The sequence below is a fragment of the Stenotrophomonas sp. 62841_Sma genome, assembly GCF_056482945.1.
Genome location: NZ_CM151224.1, coordinates 1,379,868 through 1,401,045 on the forward strand (window position 1 = coordinate 1,379,868; position 21,178 = coordinate 1,401,045).

At 49.7% G+C, this 21,178-nt stretch carries 24 protein-coding genes and 1 pseudogene; 21 read left to right on the forward strand and 4 right to left on the reverse strand.

Annotated elements, in window-relative coordinates; all coding sequences use genetic code 11:
* Positions 1–415: 415 nt before the first annotated feature.
* Positions 416–2,308 (forward strand): DNA primase family protein, encoded by a 1,893-nt coding sequence (locus ACZK5G_RS06470; RefSeq protein ID WP_478465722.1) that lies wholly within the window; start codon positions 416–418, stop codon positions 2,306–2,308.
* On the opposite strand, the gene ACZK5G_RS06475 is transcribed toward ACZK5G_RS06470, so the two are convergent.
* Positions 2,305–2,838: a type 4 pilus major pilin gene (locus ACZK5G_RS06475; RefSeq protein WP_478465723.1), complete on the reverse strand. Its 534-nt coding sequence runs from the start codon at positions 2,836–2,838 to the stop codon at positions 2,305–2,307. The two genes, ACZK5G_RS06470 and ACZK5G_RS06475, sit on opposite strands and share 4 nt — an antisense overlap.
* A gap of 776 nt (positions 2,839–3,614) precedes the next feature.
* On the opposite strand from ACZK5G_RS06475, the gene ACZK5G_RS06480 reads away from it, so the two are divergent.
* The 9 genes and pseudogenes from ACZK5G_RS06480 to ACZK5G_RS06520 all read left to right on the forward strand — a co-directional run bounded on the left by ACZK5G_RS06480 (position 3,615) and on the right by ACZK5G_RS06520 (position 10,587).
* Positions 3,615–4,625, forward strand: coding sequence for an ArdC family protein (locus ACZK5G_RS06480; protein ID WP_478465725.1), 1,011 nt, complete (start codon positions 3,615–3,617; stop codon positions 4,623–4,625).
* 72 nt (positions 4,626–4,697) lie between these two features.
* Complete coding sequence (locus tag ACZK5G_RS06485) at positions 4,698–5,054, forward strand: hypothetical protein (protein WP_478465726.1); 357 nt, start codon at positions 4,698–4,700, stop codon at positions 5,052–5,054.
* Positions 5,055–5,170: 116 nt separating this feature from the next.
* On the forward strand, positions 5,171–5,596 hold the full coding sequence (locus ACZK5G_RS06490) for an H-NS family nucleoid-associated regulatory protein (RefSeq protein ID WP_100468001.1): 426 nt from the start codon (positions 5,171–5,173) through the stop codon (positions 5,594–5,596).
* Positions 5,597–5,799: 203 nt separating this feature from the next.
* Positions 5,800–6,882 (forward strand): tetratricopeptide repeat protein, encoded by a 1,083-nt coding sequence (locus ACZK5G_RS06495; protein ID WP_180855485.1) that lies wholly within the window; start codon positions 5,800–5,802, stop codon positions 6,880–6,882.
* Between the two features lie 22 nt (positions 6,883–6,904).
* Positions 6,905–7,513 carry a hypothetical protein gene (locus ACZK5G_RS06500; protein WP_180855484.1) on the forward strand — a complete coding sequence of 203 codons (609 nt, stop codon included), beginning with the start codon at positions 6,905–6,907 and terminating at the stop codon, positions 7,511–7,513.
* Positions 7,514–7,563: 50 nt separating this feature from the next.
* Complete coding sequence (locus tag ACZK5G_RS06505; protein WP_478465729.1) at positions 7,564–7,926, forward strand: hypothetical protein; 363 nt, start codon at positions 7,564–7,566, stop codon at positions 7,924–7,926.
* Positions 7,927–8,066: 140 nt separating this feature from the next.
* A pseudogene (locus ACZK5G_RS06510) lies at positions 8,067–8,174 on the forward strand (SOS response-associated peptidase family protein); the annotation flags it as partial.
* Positions 8,175–8,212: 38 nt separating this feature from the next.
* A complete protein-coding gene (locus tag ACZK5G_RS06515; protein WP_478465730.1) occupies positions 8,213–8,971 on the forward strand; it encodes a hypothetical protein in 759 nt (252 codons plus the stop codon).
* 263 nt (positions 8,972–9,234) lie between these two features.
* Positions 9,235–10,587, forward strand: coding sequence for a hypothetical protein (locus ACZK5G_RS06520; RefSeq protein ID WP_157806571.1), 1,353 nt, complete (start codon positions 9,235–9,237; stop codon positions 10,585–10,587).
* A gap of 86 nt (positions 10,588–10,673) precedes the next feature.
* Here ACZK5G_RS06520 and ACZK5G_RS06525 read toward each other — a convergent pair whose 3' ends face one another.
* Together ACZK5G_RS06525 and ACZK5G_RS06530 are read right to left on the reverse strand one after the other, a co-directional pair.
* Positions 10,674–11,132, reverse strand: a complete 459-nt coding sequence (locus ACZK5G_RS06525; RefSeq protein ID WP_100468008.1) for a hypothetical protein — start codon at positions 11,130–11,132, stop codon at positions 10,674–10,676.
* 81 nt (positions 11,133–11,213) lie between these two features.
* On the reverse strand, positions 11,214–11,669 hold the full coding sequence (locus ACZK5G_RS06530; protein ID WP_100468009.1) for a hypothetical protein: 456 nt from the start codon (positions 11,667–11,669) through the stop codon (positions 11,214–11,216).
* 141 nt (positions 11,670–11,810) lie between these two features.
* On the opposite strand from ACZK5G_RS06530, the gene ACZK5G_RS06535 reads away from it, so the two are divergent.
* The 9 genes from ACZK5G_RS06535 (at position 11,811) to ACZK5G_RS06575 (ending at position 18,807) form a co-directional block, all read left to right on the forward strand.
* Positions 11,811–12,491, forward strand: a complete 681-nt coding sequence (locus tag ACZK5G_RS06535) for an SPOR domain-containing protein (protein ID WP_157806572.1) — start codon at positions 11,811–11,813, stop codon at positions 12,489–12,491.
* 128 nt (positions 12,492–12,619) lie between these two features.
* Positions 12,620–12,889, forward strand: a complete 270-nt coding sequence (locus ACZK5G_RS06540) for a hypothetical protein (RefSeq protein WP_478465733.1) — start codon at positions 12,620–12,622, stop codon at positions 12,887–12,889.
* A gap of 462 nt (positions 12,890–13,351) precedes the next feature.
* Positions 13,352–13,990, forward strand: coding sequence for a fimbrial biogenesis chaperone (locus ACZK5G_RS06545; protein WP_100468011.1), 639 nt, complete (start codon positions 13,352–13,354; stop codon positions 13,988–13,990).
* Positions 13,987–16,242: a fimbria/pilus outer membrane usher protein gene (locus ACZK5G_RS06550; RefSeq protein WP_478465735.1), complete on the forward strand. Its 2,256-nt coding sequence runs from the start codon at positions 13,987–13,989 to the stop codon at positions 16,240–16,242. The genes ACZK5G_RS06545 and ACZK5G_RS06550 overlap by 4 nt, the downstream gene beginning before the upstream one ends.
* A 48-nt stretch (positions 16,243–16,290) precedes the next feature.
* Positions 16,291–16,845 carry a Csu type fimbrial protein gene (locus ACZK5G_RS06555; RefSeq protein ID WP_157806574.1) on the forward strand — a complete coding sequence of 185 codons (555 nt, stop codon included), beginning with the start codon at positions 16,291–16,293 and terminating at the stop codon, positions 16,843–16,845.
* Positions 16,846–16,996: 151 nt separating this feature from the next.
* Complete coding sequence (locus tag ACZK5G_RS06560) at positions 16,997–17,134, forward strand: hypothetical protein (protein ID WP_157806575.1); 138 nt, start codon at positions 16,997–16,999, stop codon at positions 17,132–17,134.
* Between the two features lie 10 nt (positions 17,135–17,144).
* Positions 17,145–17,375: a hypothetical protein gene (locus tag ACZK5G_RS06565; RefSeq protein ID WP_100468013.1), complete on the forward strand. Its 231-nt coding sequence runs from the start codon at positions 17,145–17,147 to the stop codon at positions 17,373–17,375.
* Positions 17,376–17,426: 51 nt separating this feature from the next.
* Positions 17,427–17,912: a hypothetical protein gene (locus tag ACZK5G_RS06570; protein WP_478465737.1), complete on the forward strand. Its 486-nt coding sequence runs from the start codon at positions 17,427–17,429 to the stop codon at positions 17,910–17,912.
* Positions 17,913–18,453: 541 nt separating this feature from the next.
* A complete protein-coding gene (locus tag ACZK5G_RS06575) occupies positions 18,454–18,807 on the forward strand; it encodes a hypothetical protein (protein ID WP_478465739.1) in 354 nt (117 codons plus the stop codon).
* A gap of 254 nt (positions 18,808–19,061) precedes the next feature.
* On the opposite strand, the gene ACZK5G_RS06580 is transcribed toward ACZK5G_RS06575, so the two are convergent.
* Positions 19,062–19,340, reverse strand: a complete 279-nt coding sequence (locus ACZK5G_RS06580) for a hypothetical protein (RefSeq protein ID WP_478465741.1) — start codon at positions 19,338–19,340, stop codon at positions 19,062–19,064.
* Between the two features lie 176 nt (positions 19,341–19,516).
* On the opposite strand from ACZK5G_RS06580, the gene ACZK5G_RS06585 reads away from it, so the two are divergent.
* Both ACZK5G_RS06585 and ACZK5G_RS06590 read left to right on the forward strand, forming a co-directional pair.
* Positions 19,517–20,158, forward strand: coding sequence for a hypothetical protein (locus tag ACZK5G_RS06585; RefSeq protein ID WP_478465742.1), 642 nt, complete (start codon positions 19,517–19,519; stop codon positions 20,156–20,158).
* A 176-nt stretch (positions 20,159–20,334) separates the two neighbouring features.
* Positions 20,335–20,508 (forward strand): hypothetical protein, encoded by a 174-nt coding sequence (locus ACZK5G_RS06590; protein ID WP_478465744.1) that lies wholly within the window; start codon positions 20,335–20,337, stop codon positions 20,506–20,508.
* Positions 20,509–21,178 lie beyond the last annotated feature (670 nt).

Below are 21,178 nucleotides of genomic sequence, written 5' to 3' on the forward strand. Positions count from 1 at the left end.
GATATTTGGTTCAAAACCCTTATATACCAATGGTTTCAGCTGCTGGTCTTTGTTGCTGGTCTTCTGCTGGTCTTCTGTTTTTAGCCTTAGAAGGCCAGCAGGCATCTTTCAGAATAAAAGAGCCTATTGACGAAATTGGGAGTTATGTTTTATTGAGTGTATTCCAACTGTAATACGGGAGCTTTTGTGGAAAATAATAAAGAGAATTCCGCTGGCGGAGCGAAAGTTCCAGTTCGCAAGGATGTTCATATCAATCTGCGGCTAGAACGTGCGTTGGCGCTGAGACTCCAGGCCGAGGCCCAGCGGTCAACTATATCTACAAGCGACAAAATCAGGCGCATTTTAGATGCTGCGCTGCCCAATTAATCAATAAAAAATCCCCCGCCTGGCAGGGCGAGGGATTTAAGGAGAAAACATGCGTATAGACAATATTCCATTAGTTGGGAGTTCTGTCAACACCTCAGGACACTTTGAACCAACCAGGCGCTATTCACGTGTGCGCGGTGCGCCAGCGCGTGCGACCGTTGCCATGGAGAACGACGCAAACGACGCAAACGACCCAAACGACGCAAATACGGTCTCCTTGGAAGAGGCGAGAATAAAGCAAAGGGAAAAGGTCGAAAAGGAGTGGGTTAGTGCTCACGAATTAGATTCGCGAGGAAAGGTCAAGCCTCCATCCCTCGAATATATTTTTGGATCCCAAATCTCATCTGGCAAAATTGGGAAATGGGCTTGCCAGTCCACTGAAGCTTCAGGAGCAATAATTCACAAATGGGACGGAACTTTTTGGAAGGCTGTCAGCACAGATGTGGGAGTCGGCGTAGCTTCTCAATGGCTGAAGAACAACGCAAAACACGCTGTAAGTCAGAAGAGGGCCGCATCATGCTGGGATCATGCAACTGTTGATCTGAGAAGCCTAAACCCCCTGCCTGTCCCGAGCGACAAGCGCGCGATTGTTCCTTGCGCTGATTACTACATTGAAGTTCTGCCTACAGGATTTCAGGCGTTGAAGCCAGATCCAGCGCTGGGGATGACACATGCAGTGCGCATCAATTGTGGTGCTTCAGGACACCGCCCTTACAACACCACTTCACTGCCTAAAACTTCACTGTTTGCGCAGTTCCTGGAGCGTGCGTTGCCTGATCCTGAAGTTCGCGCATTAGTCCAGGAACAATGCGGAATGACCCTGTTGCCAGGAAACTATTCGAAAGCAGCGTGGTGGTATGGCGCTGCCGGTTCAGGCAAATCCACATTAGCAGAGCTCGTTGAAGCGATGCACAGGCAGTCTGTTCGCTTAAGTCTAGAAGCGTTGGGTGATCGCTTCAGTCTTGAACCACTCGTGGGCGCAAGCCTGATCCTCGTTGATGAGGTTGAGTGCGAGCGCTGGGCAGAAGGACGCTTCAAAACCCTCGTTTCAGGCAATGGCATCGGCATTGATCGTAAAAATGAAAAAGCCCTCGCTAGCTATCACTCTAAAGCGAAGTGGCTGATCACCAGCAACAGTGCGCCCTTTGTTCGCGACAAATCAGATGGTGTGTGGCGTCGTCTTACTGTCGTGCAGTGGAACGTTGTCATCCCTGAGAGCGAGCGCATCCCTGACTTCCAAAAAACCATTTTAGAGACTGAAGGAAAGCTGGTTTTGGACTGGATGCTTGAAGGGGCTAGGCGTGTTGTAGCTCGCGGTCGTCCCCTGTCCGACAATGAGCTACCTGAAGCTGCGAGAGCCGCTAAGAAGAGAGCTCGCAACGGCTCTGACAGTGTCCGTGCCTGGGCAGATGAAATGCGTGTTGTGTCTGAGCCTGGGCACTGGGTGCAGCTGACAGAAATCTACGCAGGGTATGAAGCCTGGTGCGGTCTTCAGGGGTATCAAGCCGCTGAAATTCTCACACCAAGGCAATTCTGGCGCGGTATGTCAGAAGCTGGGCTGGTCAACCCGGCTCAAAAATCAAATCGCAGGGTAGGAGGTAAGCAAGCAGACTTCTATGAAGTGATGATCTGCGGGCGAGCCACTGAGCAGATCAGGGAGTGGGCAACGACAGAGCAAGTTTCTTCTAGTGACAAAGCAGAAGTTGAGCGCAGTGTTGTCTTCGCTTCATATCAGGCTTGGAGCCAGAAGAGGGTAGAGCTATCGCTTATGAAGCCATCAGAAGTATTGAACAAAGCGGCGTTTTGGGAAGCAATGGTGCATTCTGGAATGATCTGCTATCAGCCTTCAAGTGCTGGCGATGAAGCAAAGTGCGCTCTGGAAATCCTGGGTTCGAAGCAGTATGAAAAGCTCACAGACGCAGAGGCAGGGCAATGGACCTAAAGGGGACGCTTGCCCGGCTCACTGAGATGATGTTCAAAGGTGATTTCTACCGTCTCTTTGGAACAGGCTTGCGCAAGCGCAGTTGCATTGATGTTTCCGAAGGTGCCTACTTCAACACCATCAACTCTGATCGAACGTTTGTTCTTTGGGCCACCTTTGACAAGTAGTGGGCACGCAGGCGACGGAACGTTTGTGTAGGTGATGCTGTAGCCCGCAAGGCGCTTCGCGCCTACATCGATAGGAACCAGGATCACTGGCCCCCATCTGCTCTGCAAGTGGCCTGCTGAGTCCACCATTTTTGCTGGCACAAGCTTTTCGTCAATCAGCTTGCCAGGCAGCCCTTCATAGTGACCTTGTGGCAATCCCAAGGCTCGCTCTGCAGTGGCGGTCAGAGTCGCTAAGTCGCTTAGCTCCTCATTGACCCTCTTTTTGTCAGTCTGACCTGCTAGAGCCAGAATGCTTGCGGTTACCGCCAGTATCACAACTGTTACGAGCAAAAACTCAATCAGTGAATTACCTGATTGTTTCATTGCATGCTCAGCTGTCTGTAGCGGCTTATGGTTGACGCTACAACGCATATCGCCAGCACTGCGAACCACGTCACTATGTGAGCGTCCAACAGCGAATCGCTAAATGCCAGTGGTCTCATCATCCACGCTGCAATTCCCGCAATGGCACTAACGACGGACGCGGCGGCCGCGAACACTAGCAAGTGCCTATCGTTGAGTGACTTTATGAAAAACCACACAAGAGAGAAGTGGAGTAGCCCGAAAGCTATTCCAAAAACCAGTGCTTCATAAATATTTGATATGTTCATGTATTATGAATAGCCCCAATATTTGCTTTCGTCAAATAAAGAGATGAGCCCCTCCTGGGAGGGGCTTTGCATGTTCCATTTGGAAGTTTCGGGCACCACCGAAACGACCTTCGAAGAAGTCTAAAAAAACCAAGTAATTCCATAATATCTTCAAGTTCATTTTGGGAATTTTAAGATATTACGAAATTAATATGATGGCTCGGGGGATTTTGTCAATGTCCTATTGCTAACTTTCGAAAGTGCCGCATAGTTATTGCTAGGCATTAAACGATGAGGGTTCAATGGGATTTGTTCAAGAGGCATATGATGAGGATGCAATAAGCGTCGCTGATGCTCTTGCTGCTAGCGAATGCTACTTGCTGCGTCCCGCAGCATCGGGATACACGGCGTCCGTTTATACAGGCAACGACACAGGAATTCACCTTGTATCCTTCCACGATCTTCAGGAGTTGATAAATAGCGGTGTTTTGATCGAAGTGGAAGGTCAGCATGTCTGCTAAGAAGAAATATATAGCGAGGGGCAGCACGGCGACGAAATATGATGACTATGCGCAGCTATACGCTGACCGCGTGATTGCAGCTCTTCAGGAAGGAACAGCTCCTTGGATTAGGCCGTGGAAGCCTGGCGTATCGCCAGGGCATGGCGAGGGGATGCCTTACAACGCAATCACAGGAAAGGGATACTCCGGCGCAAATGCCATGATGTTGCTGATGATGCAGGGAGCAAATGGATACACAGACGACCGCTGGCTCACATTCAAGCAAGCTGCGGATCTTGGTTGCCATGTCCGCAAAGGGGAAAAATCAACAACGTGCGTCAAATGGATTGAGGCCTTGGAAAAAGACGAGGAGGCTGATCCCGCTCAGAAAAAGCGAATGATCCCCATACTGTTCTCAGTCTTTAATGGAAATCAGATTGAGGGAATGCCCGCAGCGCCCGTCCGTCAGATGCCTAAAGAAGCCGAGCGCCATGCTCAATGTGATGAGCTTCTAAGGGAGTCAGGTGCAATAATTCGACACGATGGTGGCGATAGAGCTTTCTATTCGCCGCATCGAGATAGCATTCATTTGCCTTCCCGTGAAGCGTTTAAGTCAACTGATAACTTTTATGCCACCGCACTGCATGAGCTGGGCCACTGGACAGGGCATGAATCCCGTCTTGACCGCGATTTAACAGGGGCATTCGGCAGTGAGAGCTACGCAAAAGAAGAGCTGCGTGCGGAAATGGCGTCCATGATGATAGGCGAGCGACTTGGTATAGGGCACGATCCAGGACAGCATGTCGCTTACATAGCGTCATGGATCAAGATCCTAAAGGAACATCCCCGCGAAATATTATTAGCAGCAAAAGACGCTGAGGCTATTGCTACTCACTTGGGTGTTGCAAAGTATGAGCACGAGCCTACAAAGCCGCTTGAGAAATCCGCTGAGCTAGACAGTCCACCAGTCTTGGTCGTCAAGCAAAGATCTAAGAGCAGGGGTGTTGAGCTGGTCATCTGACAGGTTGACAAGACGCTAATCCAAATTAGCCTGATGGTATACGTTTAAATACGGTTATCCAGGGAGGTAATTATGAGTCTTCAACTTTCATTTGATTTCGAGGGTAATGGTGTTACATGCCTTCCCGCGATCAGTCCAGGTGCGGTTTTGCGTGCTTGTCATAAGACAATCACAGAGTGGCGCAAGTTCGACTATTTGATGCGTCGTTCTACCGCTCCACGAACTCTGTTGGAATACCTCATGGAGGAGGCGGGGCAAGATGAAGAACATTGCGCCGCCGCCCTGGAAGCCGCTGACGAAGCCGGCCTTATCTTTTACATGCCCGGATCAACGATCATCAAAATTCAGCCAGCGGGCCTCTACCTTCTATCGCTTGAACTTGTAGACGAGGAACAGAGGCGTTCTCTTGACGCCCTTCGCCTTAATTGATCGTTAAATTGCATATTTCTTTTAAAAAATAGCTCTTGGCCTATTGATTTCCCTGTTGCGACCTTTTACGATTCGGGTGTGGTTAAATCGTAATTAATTTCTCAAGGGGTAATTCAATGTCGGCACAGAAGACGGAAGCTCAGGGTAAGAAGCTGGATAACCTGGCTGCTCAGAAGAAGAAGTTGCTGGAAGAACTCCAGAAAATTGAAGCTCAGGAAAAGCAGGAGCTTCAGGCGGAAGCTGAAAGCGCACACGCAAACATCGTGAGCCTGCTGTCTGACTTCGCTGATTACTTCGATGCTCGCCAGAAGAACGAAATCGCCCGTTTTGTTGGCGGTGCCTCGCGTCCTGGCCGTAAGGCCGGTTCGTCCAATTCGAATGCAGGCACCCGTGGCCCGGTGGCTGCCAAGTTCAAGCTGCCGAACGGCGACACCTGGAGTGGCCGTGGCCGCACCCCCACGACCTTTGCGGAGTGGGAAAAGTCGGATGAGGCAAAGAAGTGGCGTGACGCCAACCCCGGCCAGAAGTGGCCTGCTGCCTAATCTAGCCAGTTTGTTTCACTTAGAGCCCGCCACTGGCGGGCTTTTTTTTTGGATCAAAGCTGGGTGTAAGAATTTTCTGACACCATCTTCTTCACATTCCCACTACAATTGTCTCAATCGTAGGGTCGGGGGAATGTCATGGGATCTTCAAGTATTTTCGCACTGTGGTGCAATGCATCACCAACTGTTTGGGTGACAGAAAAATGATCGTCGTCATCCTAATACTATTAGTGCTTGGCTTTTTCTTTCCGCCGCTCTGGCTGGGTCTTGTAGGCTATCTCATATACTTGTATGCCTCTCGGCACACACGGAAGGAAGAAGCCGTGGAGGGACGCATTCGCGGAATGATAGTCACAAAGCGGGAGATGGTTACATTCCCTGAGCTCTACTACGAAGCTGCTCGGTCCTATGCGGTATCTAAGGGCTGCACGGTCTCAGATCATGAGTCGGCATCCGCTTCAATTATGCTCAACGGGAAGGCCTACTTTGCCGTTTTTCTGCGAGAGCGGGACGGGGGCACCACGATAACTCTTCAGGACCATGCAGAAGTATCGCGTGCGCTTCACGAGGACGTGGATGCCGTTATTGCTCGCGGCCGAGAACAGCCGGATCCTGACTTCGCGTCGATGAACACCAGCACCCTGGCTAGGCAGAAGAGTAATTCAGCATTCCAGGTGCTTTTGGAAAGGGCTGCTGATGGGGAGGCCGAAGCTCAGAACGAAGTCGGTTTCTGCTACGGTAAAGGAGTGCGTGTTGCCCTCGATTACAAGTCAGCCCACGAATGGTATGGGAAGTCTGCAGAGCAAGGCTTCGCCAACGCGCAGTTCAATCTCGGAGTTCTCCACTATCAAGGCCTGGGCTGTAAGCGAGATATTGGGCAGGCACAAAAATGGTTTGAACTAGCCGCTGCTCAAGGCCATTCTAACGCTAAGCAAAACTTGGCAAAGATCGAGCTTGAAATACCTCTCATTCTGGAGCTCTACGCTCTTAATCAGCAGCTTGGGAAGCAGAAAGCTCCCGGCTTGGTTGACTATTCGCTAGCTCACCTCTACCTCAAAGAACTAAAGAAAATCGCGGTGGATGAGGAGGTGCGAAAAGGTCTCGTGATCGCCGCCACCAGTGGTCAAATATCTCTTGGCAGGGCAGCTGAAATTCAAGAGGGATTGATATGGACTTGGAACTTGTCGTCGGCAACGCCGCTGACATACCAGCAGATTGTATCCGCGATCTCGGGTAATGACTGGTCCATCTTTGATGATATGCCGCAAAGCGGCTCGGGATCCTAAAAAGGGGGGTGTGGTGAAAGTAATGAAGATGGCTGCAATAATTTCTGCGCTGATATCACCAGTTGTTGTCCACGGTGCGGATTTTATGGGCATTGAAATTGGAGCTAAGTTTGATCTTCCAGAGTGTCAGGCGGATCGAGCCAGGTATTCATCGGGCTATGCTTTTGACATGGACCAGCCTGTAAGACCTTGTTGGCAACACAGCATCCTCAAGGGTAAGCCAGGTGATTACTTGGACACAGAAGGGAGTTTCAAGGTCGATTTCGTGGCAGATGGCAGCAAACGCCCTGCAGGGGTGAGGGCTAATTCAACATCTTTGGTCGTCGTCAATGGTGTGATTGAGGGTGTTGATGCGGGGACGGCTGGGTTGGAATACCAGGACGCATTGCTGCGTGCTCTGCAAGATAAATTTGGCAAGCCTAGTTCTCTAAAGGAAGATGTTATGGAGAATAGGATGGGGGCTTCCTTTAGCTCGCATGAGGCTGTATGGAAGCTGCCTGCCTTTGAGGTCAATTTTTCAGGAATGGTGAATAGGCTCGATTTTGGCTATATATCTGTATTTACGCCGCGAGCGTTGCAATTTACCAAGGACGAGCTTGAGCGCAAGAAGAAGGCCGCTCCGTCCTTCTGATTGTAAATTTTAATTGTGTTGTGCTTTTATATTGGGGGATATGGACTGTCGTGAAAAGAGCTATTATCGTTTCAGTCGTTTTCTTGTTGATCACTGCGTGCGGCTCCTCAAAAAAATGGGGAGGAGACGAGCATGGGATGACTCCTGAAGAAGTCTTGGATACACCCTTTGTCAAATCTTGCCTTCATTATGAAGAAAGCGCACGGAAGCAGGGTTATTCAAAAATCAGTGATCAAGATGCGGCTGATCAGTGTAGTTGTCGATTCCTGTGGGCTGTGGTTAATAAAAAGCCAACAAGGACGGAGGATGACTATGGGAAGGCCTATCTGCACGATGAGAAGGCACTGTGCTGGGATGGGCAAGTTCCAGCAGATGAGGCTCCCGGTCTTGTTGAAGGCATGAAGCGGAGGTAAGCCTTTTCTCGCCAGTTAGTAGGGGCTATTAAAAAGGGGCCTAAGGCCCCTTTTTTCTATCTGTGTATCAGGCTAAAGAATTCGCTCGCCAGTGGCGCTACATTGATAGATCCAAACGCCCTAAGTTGGAACTGTGATCGGAATTCGCGAATGCTTGGCTAACGCCCGACCCTGACAACCTGGAAGCGATGTTCGCTATCTTCGATGACCGCCGTCATCCTTACTATGAGCATCGGCTTGCGGCATGAAGTAAGATCCCTGCGCAAGTCATCTCACAGGGGGACACATGGACGATACCGCAGTAAAGAAACGGCGCATGCCGGTTCGCACGCTGAACTATCTTGCGCTTCTTATATTAGGCCCATTCGTTGCCTATGTAGCTGCTGGAATTGCGCATGGGTTTGCTCCGCTCGGATCCGGGTTCCACATGCTCACGCTCAGCTACGCGCACTGGCTGGGATACAGTTTGATCCCCTTGATTTTTGCCGCTTTGGTCATGATCAAGAGTCGGGTCATTGCATGGGTTGTCATGATCTTGGGAGGAGCCTACCTGGGCTATGTAGTCCAGCCACAGCATGAAGGAGCCAGAGCGGCGGCTCCTATCAGCTCGCCGCAGAATGTAGCGGAAGAGCGCTTGCCTATCGTCAACTCCACAGTAGAGCTACTTCCGCCTGACAAGCTCGATGCTACCGTGACGCCCGAGACAATACGGCTGATTGAAGGGCACTACATCCAGCAAATCAAGGACAACGTATCTACGCGATCCGGGGGAGATCAGGCTGCTGTCAGCGCGGTGAAGGTTACCGCGAGCACGATGCGAGTCGAAGAATCTGGACACATTGTCTACATTACAGAGCTTGACACGTCTATTGATGCGTCAGCTGATAAAATCCCATATAGCCTTCGCGTCATCTGGAACATCGATGATGGAGCGCTTAAGAGGGTGCAGTGCGTAACGAAAAATCCCAACGATCCTTGGCGCAATGGAGCGTGTGGATCGAAGATCGCTGAAACGTTCCGCTGGTCCGGGTGGCACAAAGATTGAAGAAAAGGGGCCTTGGTCCCTTTTTTCTATATGGGTATCACACTACACAATTCGTTCTCCAGCGGCGCTACATTGATAGATCCAAACGCCGTAAGTTGGAACTGTGATCGGAATTCGATGATGCTTGGCTAACACCCGATCCCAACAACCTGGAAGCGATGTTCGCTATCTTTGATGACCGCCGTCATCCCTACTAGCAGCATCGGCTCGCGGCTTGACGTAAGATCACTGCGCTAGTCACTAAAGAACCTTCAGGGGGCTATGTGTTCGAACAGGTTAGAGACAATTTGCAGTCGGGCGAATTTCGTTTGGAGCTCGTTGACTGTCAAGTAACCCAATGCGTTGACAACGATCCGATCATCTTCAAAGGTGTCGGGGTCGTCTCTCAAAACAAGAACGGAGAGCTTGAATTTGTTCTTGTGTGTCAAGGCACAGAAGGTCCTTACGACCCTTACGCTATTCTTGACAATTATGTCTCTGGAAAGCTGATAGGGGATGCAGGTCTGTTTTCAATTAAAGGCCACGACCATAATGGGCAAGAGTGGATTTCTGAGCGTCAACTGATCAACCAGAGCCACAGCCATAGCTTAAAAATAACTGCCTCACTAAGCGATTTGAAGACAGAGCGCTCCGTCCACGAGAACAAGAACGGAAAGGAATACTGTGGCTGGTATTTCACTGGTGAATTAAAGCTCCCATTTCGTCCGCACGAGGATAAATTCAAGTGTGAGCTCGAAGATTGGACCTGGGAAGCGATCAAAGACCATCATGGCAATGTCGAGCTTCGGTTCAACTCGCTCGCGCATGAGTTTGAAAAAAATAGCCGCTCATTTTTGACGGGTATCAGTTTGCTCGCTGGTCAATCACCCGTGCCTTCCTGCAGTTGGCACATCAAGGGGGATAGGGAGCAAATAAGCATTCTGCCTCAGGGGTTGCGGCCTCAGGGTGGCCGACTGCTTGAGTTCATTCCGAGGGAATGGGTGTATCGCGGATACTGGAACTTGTTTCTGAATCTGTGGATCAGGGCTACGCACGAGTCCACAACTAGAGATGTTCAAGAGGTTCTATATCACTATTTTCATCGAATTTTGAAGACATATCAAAATGACATGGAAAACAGCGTTCAGGTCATCGCATCCTCTATCGAAGGCCTTATCAACACCCTCTATCATGTTGACACCGACATTGATCAGGGCTTTGTAACCATTCTTGAAGATGCTATCGAAAAGATTTCCACGAGCGATCTTGCAGTAGACGATAGGGCGCTTGGCGTGCTGAAAAGCTCTCTGAAGAACAGCAAATTGCCCAAATTGAAGGTCGCATTTCGTCGTCTAATCGCTAACGGAGTCCTGACTAAAGAGATGTTGGATTCCTGGGACGAAGTGCGGAACAAAGCGGCGCACGGCGGGCTTCTAGAGCCGACCAGTGATGCAACGCAGACCCACCTTGATGGGTTCTTCCAGTGCTACGAGGCATTCAAGCGGATCATTTTTGACGTAATCAAATATGATGGAACCCATAGGGATTACTCTTTGAAGAATTGGCCGGTTATCGAGCGTCCCGTTCAAGCTGTGAGTGAAAGCGAGGCTGAGCAAGCTGTGGTGACGCCGTTGTAAAGGAAACGCTTATTGCGCAGGTGGCGCAAACACCAAGCAAAAGAAAAGGGGCCTTGGGCCCCTTTTCTTTTGATCTGGATATGGCGCTATACAACTCTTTCGTCAGTGGCGCTACATTGATACACCCAAACGCCGTAGGTGGGAACGGTGATCCCTTCCAGGGCAAAGCTATCTATTCCAGAGTATTTGATATACGACAGCTGGCCCGTAACGCGGCTCAGTAGGAATTCACTTCCGAACTGTGTTTTTCCTTCAATGAACCCCTCCGTTACCTTGAGGTCCTTCACTGCCCAGCGTGGCCCGTTCTCAAGATCCTCGACCTGACCTGCATCAAGGTCAATTTTCCAGGTCGCAGATGGTGGAACAACGAAACCCATCATTCCTTTGTCGAGGATGCCAGCTAGGAACGCGTCCTTCTGGCGCTGTGAAGTAAATTGCTGATACTTAGGTGCGCTCACAAGCTCGCACATCAAGTAGCTCGGCCTTGCGATTGCAACGCCGGGAGCTAGCGCGGCAGCAATAATTAAAAATTTCGCAATCTTCAAGAGACATCCTTTTCTTCTATGAGCACACAGGCTCGCTGGCCCGACCGCATTGTAGATGCGACCAGCAGGATTGTGCGGATATTAGCCTTCAGCTCGCGAGCAGAAATCCTTGCTGGGAGCCGTCCCAGAGTGAACTGCGCTGTCCAGCACGCTCCCATCACCTGACAACAGCAACTGGACTTCGCTCGGAACCGCACTACTGTCACCAGGTCGCTCCACGAACGCTGCCACCAGGATCTGCTTGCCCAGGTCATACACCTGCCCATAGGCCAACGTTCCAGCGGCGCTGGATGGAACCTGGACATGCTTGCCATTGAGTGACAGGGCAGTGAACCCATCCTCTCCCGCTGCCAGCATCAATCGGCCCGCAGACGTGTCTACATGCTCCGTCGCCGGTAGCTCCGGCGACGCTGAGTTCCAGACGATCTGACTATGTTTTGCCTGTTTGATTGCGTCCTGGCAACCAAGGCCCGGCTTGGCATGGGCCGTGAACGACAGGAATGCTGTTGCAATGCAAAAGGAAATGACGGTTCGCATAACACTCTCCCTGGCTGGTTGTTTGCGAGTCGTAACCTACACTGATTCAACGCAGATGAGTCGATAAATTGGAAATAATTGTGCTGGCTTGGGTTCGCCCTGTAGCGCTATCATCTTGAATTCGATGGATCGGGAGTGAAGATGAAACATATTTTTAAGGGAGTTCTGCTTGCTGCCTGCCTGACAGCTTTGCCCCTGGCTAGCGCAGGTCAGGGCCTGAGCAATTCCAGAATTGCGGATGGGTCATCTAATGACTTTGCGGTCACGTATGGAGCCTATGCCAATCAAGCAGATGCTGACGCCGTAATGGCGTATGTGAAAAGATCAAAAATCCCGAGTTTTAGCGAGCCAGCGGTAATTAATGGTCGGCCAGCTTGGCGTGTGCGTTTAGGGCCTTTTTCAACGTGGCAGCAAGCAGAGGATGCGAAAGCAAAGGGGTTAACGCTGCGTAGTGATGTTAAAGCCCAGATCATCAGATTGGATTCCGAAGTTGCTCCAGTGGCTCAATCTGTGGCGATAAGGACCACACCCGTCGAGCTCTTCCAGGCATATTCTGATAATGAAGTGAGGGCTGACAAGCAATACAAGCACAAAAGAATGCTTGTGACGGGTCAGATACGTTCAATTCGTTCAGGTGTGGGGGATCAACCTCTTATCATCTTTGTTGGCGGTGGCCGTTTCGAAGACGTTTACGCGCGCGATATTCCTGCTGCGCAAGCGGTTCGATTGAATAGAGATCAGGAGGTTACACTGCAGTGCGAAGGTTTCGGCACGATAGCGTCAACGCCTCAATTAAAAAACTGTGTTATCTTTAGTTTTTAGTATTATGCATTTCCACCTAAAAGGGCCCGTTCGGCCCTTTTTTTGTTCCTGTAATAGCAGATAACTTGCGCAATTAAAATTCCCTGTTTGTATGAAGATACACCTTTAAATGCAAATGGAGGATAACAATGAACAACAAGCCCCAGCTTTTTGTAATCTATCTGACTCTGGCGGTTGCTGCGGCACTAATGTATTTCGTTGGATCAATTAAAGTTGATCGGATGCTGGAAAGGCAAGATGAGAAATATGACTCAATGGGGCGTCATCTAGACAAAATTGCTGATCATCTAGACAAAATTGCTGATCATCTAGACAACATTGCTGATCATCTAGACAACATTGCTGATCATCTAGACAAAGCTGCTGCTCAGCTTGCTGATACAAGTGAGAGCGAATGAGCCCAAAGTCAGGTGATGGGATGGCAGCATAGCTCGCCGGAGACTTGCGTAATTCTAATTCTCTGTTTGTATGAAAGGTATACCTTTAAATACAAATGGAGAATAACAATGAGTGATTCCAGTCAAGAGGAAAGGAAAGCACTAACAGCTGAGGATCTTGAATTTCTAAGGGGCGCTGTAAGGGACGCTGTAAGGGATGCAATGGAAAGGGCGGGAATGGAGAGAGCAGGAGCGGACGCTGCCCGTCGTAGAAAACATCAGTTCTTTTGTATTTACCTGTCGATTGTCGCCGCGTGCCTGATCATCTGCGTTCCATGGTGGATAACTTACTGATGTCGATGGGCGCGAATAATCCTAAAGTCAGGCCATGGGGTGGCAAAAAAGATCACGTTAGACTTGCGTAATTCTAATTCTCTGTTTGTATGAAAGGTATACCTTTAAATACAAACGGAGATTTGATAAATGCGTAAAATTGTATTGGCCGCCGCACTTGCTACGTCTTTTGCTGCTGGCGCTATAGAAGTATCGCCTGTGGTTGCCGTTTTCAGCCCCAGTCAAAAGACGGGTGTTTTAGCGCTCACAAATACCGACTCAACGCCGAAGACCTATCAAGTCTCCGCAGAAGCCTGGGCCGTGGAAAACGGCGAACAGACACGAGTTGCAACCAGTGATCTGATCTTCAGACCCAGCCTTGTGACAATCCAGCCGGGCAAGCGCCAGGTCATCCGCTATCTGAAAACGAACAGCACTGGCGACGAGCAGGCGTATCGCGTTCGTGTGCAAGAAATTATAGATCCAGAGGTGGCGAAGCTTCCGGGCCTGCACCAGACCGTAAAGATTGATTCGCCTTGGTTCTGGCGGGCCAAGGACGCGCAACCGAAGCTAGCGGCAAGCTGGCAAGGAGGCCGCCTAGTGGTTGTAAACACGGGCACTGCCACAGCCCAGCTTACAAACCTGACAGCGGGTGCCGAGATCAAGAATGGGCTTGTTGGCTATGTGTTGCCCACACAGACGTTTAGGCTGAATTTGAAGGCGAAAACACCGCCCGCTTCAGTCAATGTAGTTGTAAATGGCGTAGCCCAAGAACTGGCGGTTAGATGAAGTATCGAGCCAAGGCCCTCGCCCTGGCTCTTGCTTGCCTCAACATCGACGCCAACGCAAATGAGCCACAAGACACGACTGTCCTAGCATCAGTGATCCTCTCAGGGAGAGAGGTTCTACCTGCGCGACTGATCAAAGCAAAGAACTCATCCATCTACTTGTCTGTTGAAGACTGGAGAGCACTTCCGAACCTGACGCTTCCCTTGGAGGGGAAAACAGGCCTCATTTCTTCAGATGATCTTGGTCTCTCAGTGGCCTTCGATGATGCAGAGCAGGCTTTCAAGATCACGGCTCCAGCATCCTTGATGACGCGTCAGAACCTCTCAGGAGTTCGCGCAGCGAGAGTGACAGAAGTGGATCCGCAGCCAAAGGGCGTGCTGCTTAACTACGACATTGCTACGCGCACGAATGACTCTGGATCCTACGCTGTGAGCGGTGCTCATGATGCTCGCGTTGGCGTGGGGCCCGGCACGTTGATCACGACGGGGCAGTTGAACACAACCAACCACTTGACTGACTACAGACGCGGCATCAGCACATGGAACGTTGATAATTTGAAGCGAGGTGTTGCCATCCAGGCAGGCGATGTGTTCACTCCTCGCTCTGCAATGACAGGCACTGTCAATCTTGCCGGTGTCCGTATCGCATCAGATCGTATGCTTCGCCGCGATCAGGAATTTACGCCAGTTCCGCTGATAGGCGGTGTGGCGGACACACGCAGTGCTGCAGAAATATTCGTCAACAACGACAAGATGGGATCCCGCAATGTTGCCGCAGGCCCGTGGGATCTTGGCCGTGTGCCAGTGTCGCCAGGATCGAATGATGTTCGTGTTGTCATCCGCGACGAATTCGGAAGAGAAGAGGTTGTTAGCCAGCGCTTCTACATGACGAACTCAAACTTGCCCAAGGGTCAGAGAGAATGGGACGTTGCTGCCGGGCTTGTGCGTGTTGATGGTGATACATACAGGACGCCTGCTGTTGCTGCGAAGTTGGAGCAAGGCGTAAGCAATTATTGGACAGCAGGCGCAACTATGCAGACTGACGGCACAAACACGAACGTTGGCCTTTCACATCGAATCATTCTGGGCACTGCGGGTGCTGTTGCTGTTGAAGCGGCACATAGCACCTCTGCAAGAGGAGAGGGATCTGCTCTCTCCGCCTCATACGAATACAGATCCCGGAATTGGTCAGCGCAAGTAGGCCACACGCGCTACAGCGACAACTACTGGCAGCTATCACAAGCCAACAAGCCCGCTGGTTCAACGCTGTCTACAACGACAACTGGAAGCCTTTCGCTGAATCCACTTGGCAAGCCATGGTCACTCTCTCTCGCTGCCGCTCGCATCGACTACTCAACAGGTGCCAGTCGTCAACGAGTCGACCTTGCAGGGCGCTACAGGAGCAACATGAGCGAATTTGGGTTTGGCGTGGGAAGGGACTTTGAAACAAAAGAAGATGCGGTCTACGTGTCGTTCCGCCACAACTTCGGCAACGCCTCAGCATCAATTTCAGCTCGCCAGTCAACTGATCTGACTGTTCGGGCCAACGCTCAAGGTCAGGCAGATATCGCAAATCAGCGGGTGCGGTGGTCAGCGTCACTAGAGGAGAGGGACAGCGGCACACGTAGCCAGGTTGAGGCATCAACATCGACAAGACGCCTGGATGTTCGAGGTTCGATCACTGATGACGAACGAGGCACAGAGATCCGCACTCGCACACGAGGATCGTTATGGATCGGGGAGGGCGGCGTCACAGCTCAGCGCTACTCAACAGGCTCATTCGCAGTCGTTGAGGTCCCAGGGCAGCAGGGCGTGCCAGTAGCGGGCTCCGGAGGTTTCAATGTTAAAACAAACAGCCGGGGTATCGCTGTCCTGCCAAATGTCAGGCCTCTTGCTCAGTCCAGGGTATCAATTGACACAACGGCTATTCCGTTTGAAGTGGGGATAGAAACCAATGCCATGCCTTACACAGCGCGTAGAAATGGTGGAGCAAAGGTCAACTTTGATGTAGCCAGCATGAGCATGGTCGAAATACAGCTTTCGGCGAATGGGGAGCCTGTTCGGTCTTCTTCTGTTGCCATCACAAGCAATGAAAGGGTGATCGTCGGTCATGAGGGTATCGCAGTGCTTATGACTCCTATGCCTGGTCAAAAAATTTCAGTTGAATTTCCGGATGGAGGAATTTGCAAAGCTCAGCTGCCAGCTCTTCTGCCTGAATTCCAAAATAGAATTGAAGTTATTTGCTTGAAGTGACTTGCGAAACTTCCGATTGGGGCTATAAATAAAGGAGATGGGCGAATCTTGCCTTTCGACCTTTCCCAATATAGGAGATATAAAACTATGCGTAAAATTTCAATTGCGGCTGCCTTGGCGCTATCAATGGCTTTGGCTGGTTCGGCTGGTGCCGCAACCCTAAATGATCAGTTGCAGCTTTCACTTGATGTTGAATCATCCTGCATTTTTAGTTTGACTGAAAACTCTTTAACAGGGCGGATAGATAACCAGGGTGGGAGCTTTGTCCTAACTTCACCCGAGGGCTACATCAATGTTGAATGCAACCAGGGGGCTGCTTATACCATTGAGGCAGGAGTGGGGTCAGGTGGGTTCGTAGAACTCACAGGTGATGCTACGGGAGAAAAAGTTCCGGCCTATCTGTTTACTGCGGACCCTTACAAAGGAGGCACTCCATGGTCAACCGTTGCCAACGGAGAAGCATTGAGCGGAGTAGCGACTGGTGGTCCAGATGAACTTACGTTCCAGTTCCTACCTAACACCGACGCAACGGGCCGTAGATCATTAAACATCCCTAAGCCAGATACCTACAGGGCAAACGTGGAAATCACTTTCAACTACTAATGCTGATGTTTGAACGCTATAAGGGCCCCAATTGGGGCCCTTTCTTATTTGCAAATGTCATGTGCGAGGATGTTGACTCTTTTGGGATTCATGCTAAATATGATGTATAGCAAGTAAAAATTGCTAATAAACAACAAAACAGGAGGATTCAATGACACGACCAATCAAAGCATTTTTCAACGTAGTGATCCTGGTGGCAGGTATGGCCCTGGCCAATCACTTTCTTCCAGTTGCTCAGATAACAATGGAAAGCATGTCGCACTCAATCAGTGAAATCACAAGAAAATGAGGAATTCAACATGAGCGCTATCAATCTCGCAGTCTTCATCGCCGTCTATCTCACACAGCTGACCTTGCTGTTCCTGTTTGCCCGCTTCTGCTATCGCAAGGCTGGTTTTAGCAGGTCTCACGCCGGTAGCCCAGCTGGTGCCTTCTTCTACGCCATTGGCGGACTGATCGCGATTGTAGCGATGGTTGCGGTCACCGGTCTGGCTTTCATCTCAGGAAGCATGCTGGTAGCAGTAAGCTAACTAAAAAACATTTCTAAAATGCACGGGGGTGCAAACAATAGGAGAAAAATTATGTCAATGAAAAAATTAGCAGAAAGATGGGTAGCCAATGAGTGGATTAAGCCAATTAAAACAGCGCCAGCCAAGTTGGAGCGGCCTAAAACTAAGGAGGAGATTGAAGCTGCGGCTCTTGCTGAGCACGATAGCTTAAAGTCAAAGGGGCAGATTACGTTCTATCCATACGATAGAGGCCAGTGCTACAACAAGGGTAGCAGGGCAATTATGGCTTTTGTGAATTTGCCTGGGTCTTGTGCTCACTATATTTATTCAGATGACGTGGGTAAGTGGGAGTTTGTTCAATTCCCACACATGAGCACAGAAAAACGCTGCGCAGAGCGGTCGGGTTACAGGAATGTTGAAGGGTTCCGTTCCTATCTTTTCTCTTTCTTCAATAGCTACTTAATTAAAAGCGGCTTCTTTGTAATACGGGACGAGATGGGGCAGTTGCCAGGGCATTTGGACGAAAGCCTGATCAATCGATTGATCGGGAGGAGGTAGTGTCCGTCAGGGAACGATTTGAATTGACAACTTGCAGACTTGAGAACGGCGGTTATCGGATGTTGATTGAGAACCGCCGCCAACGCATCCAGCAGCGATGGGACGCCCGCCTTCTGCGGCGCTTGAGCCAAAATACAGCGCCAGCTAAGGGTGCTCCTAAACGTCCCGGGAGGCTTTAATGGAGGATGATGGTCTACCACAATACATATGGGATCCGGGTGCTTCCCGCGTCGTCTATGAAGACGATAGAAAGCGGACCAAGGAACAGGCGAAATGGATCCAGAGACGCTGGGATGAGCGCAAAGAAAGACGCGACTTAGAGAAGAACACCGGCCCCGCAACGGGGCGGGGAACGCCACCAGGGCGTTTGTGATGGAAAGAAACCCTTATGAAAAGGCCGCATCGACCCACAATCCGTGGGTTGGAATTGGTTGGCTAGGCGTTCTGATCACACTGGTTGTGATGTGGTTTCAATAGCCCCTTGCGCAAAGCGCGAATTGCCTTTAACTGGATGTATAGCAATAAATCCGGAGGAGGTCATGTGCTTGAGAATATCTTAATTGCGTCATATCACGTGCTGGCAGGCATCAGCATGGCGTGGCTTCTCTTGAAGCTTTATCCCAATGTGCTGGATGCCGGAAATAGATATGTCCTGGGAGGAATATTGCTAGCCGTAGCTGTGATCTACTTCGCAAGCCGTGATGTGTTCAACGTGCTCTCCGCATTCGCAGTCTTTGCTTTCGCACTCTGCGTTGCCAAGAACGCAGTGATGAGTGTAGGGGCCATGCCAGGACGCCCGCCGCTAGCTTTCGCCTGCGGTCTTGCAACAGTGTTCGTCGCGAGCTCAGCAGTGTTCAATCTCATCAGCGAGGTCCAGCATGTCGCGTCTATCTGACCCGCAACGTGCGCTTTCAAGCCAAATACCGCCTATCCGCGTCGAGGGCTGGTTCCTAGCGGAACTTAAGAAAGTGGCTGAACTAAAAGGCATCGCGCTATCACATTACGTGAGGCAGGTGCTGCGTGAGAGTGTTCTTGCAGATCAGCTACAAGAAGAGAAGCAAAAGCAATAAAGCAAGATCAGGTTTTGGATAAATCCAAAAAAGAAAGCCCCCGAGAGGGGGCCTTTTTATTTGCCTTAAGGACGTTGGCTCACATGCCAAGCTTTTTCATCAATGCTTCTTTCGTGCGAGGCTTTGAGATTGAATTCAGCGCATCAACGATTTCATTGTAAACCCTGATGCTTTTCGCTGTATCCATCTTCTCAATCTTGTTGCTAAAGCCGAGGTGGCGACGAACTGCATCTAAAAAGCCGACGCCTTCAAAACCGCCGCCTCCAAGCTTTTCAAGCTCACGATCAACTAGTGCAGAGTTCGTAACGCGTTCAACATCAGCGAAGTCAGTGGCATCAACATGGTCGAAGTCTGGCATAAAACTGTCCTTGTCTGGGTGTGGCCTGCATTATTACGTTTTTATGGAAATAAATCAATAGGCGCAAAACATTGATAAATATCGTGCGGCTATGCTTGACAAGTAATTTACTGGGGTTAATTTAAATGTATGGATAGCTGATTTGCTACCCATAATCAACTAATCAGGAGAAAAATATGGAAAACCTAAAAGATAACGTATTAAATTTGACCGAAAGGATGGGCGATCCGGCGCGTGATGTTTTTGAATACGTGTGGAGTAATAAGGATGCAATTATGGGACGATTGGTCGAGACGGGTGGCTTGGATGCTGTGAATGTTGATGGCGACTGGCATGTAAGTTACGCCGACACCGTAGAGGCTGGGCTGATTTCAGCAATCGTAGATCAGCATAAAAATATTGAAGACTACGAGGATATGGAAGAGTCATTCAAGGATGTTGAGATAGGAGTCAATGTAATTGAGTTTGATTCAGGTAAGCTTGGATATGACGTTGTAATTGGGCATGGGGCTGATTACACCGAGGCAACGCTTGGCGACTTAAGAGAATTGAAGAGCTGGTATGATGAAGAGTTCATAGTCATTCGCGATTTTGATGATGAGTTTATTGACAAAGGGCAGCTGCGGTTGCGGGAAGAGGAAGAGAAAAGTTTTAGAGATGAGTTTCCAGGCATCTCGGCGAGAGTTCAACCCGACGAGTATGATGAAATCATGGCTAGGGAGCGTAAGCTAATTTGCCAAGTTCCAAAAAGCTCTGATGAAGAGAGCTGCGCTTTGAAAGAGAGTCAGCAAAAGCGCAGTTCGCTTAGGATAGATTGAAAAATGATTTGTGATTTGGGGGCCCTCTTTATTGGGGGCCTTTTTTCTGCGCGGTATATATTAATCAAAATAAATTAAACCATTTGCGCACTATGTTCTTGACAATATTCAGTATTGAGCTAATTTAAATATATGGATAGGTAATCCCCTACCCATTTAACTATCAGGAGAAACGTATGACATTTGAACTTTTTCTAATTTTGGCTGGATCTGCTCTCATCATCTCTGCGAATATTGCTCGTATACATCAGCGTCATTCTGACAAGCAGTATTCAGAGCATAGGGAAGATTTCATCCAGGACGCCCAGGTCTTTGCTGCTAGAGCAAAGCAGATCATCGTTAAGCGTTAAGGAGCTGCTATGTATACATCAGAAAAATTCTTATATGGCACAATAGTTTTTGTATTTGTTTGCGTAGTTGTCTTTTTTGCTGCTGGAGCTTCTAAGAGTATTGATCAGCAAATGTCGCTCGTAAATCAAATGTCAACTGTAAGCCAGGCTGCTCCCATACTGCAGAAGCTGGATGCTGTAGATGCTCAAAGACGTGAGCGGGCTGAGAGTCTGGCTCAACGATAATGAGCATTGAAAAATACCAAGCCCCCATCAATTGGGGGCTTTTTTATTGCCTGAAATAAATGGTTGAATAAATTGTCGATTTCCTATTGACAAGTGCTCGACTTCTGTTTGCATGTATTTAAAGGTATACAAACAAATACCTTTTTACTAAACCAAACAGGAGAAAAGCATGCGTGTAAATTCAATTTCAGATTCATTTGATCACTCAGGGCTTCTTGCGGCATTCCCAAAACTAGAGAGGGATTCTTACAAGTCGTTTGATCCTTCTCTCTGTCTCGCGACAAAAGCGAAGCGTAGAGCCCGCTTAGAGCGCCAGGAGAAGCGGCAAGCAAAGCACGATGAGATGCAGGCGCGTGCTGAGGCTAGGGCGCGCAAGCAGCAGGAGCGCTGGGGCTTTTAACATTCGTTCTTTTACAACCTCTCAATACAACACAATTAAGGAGAA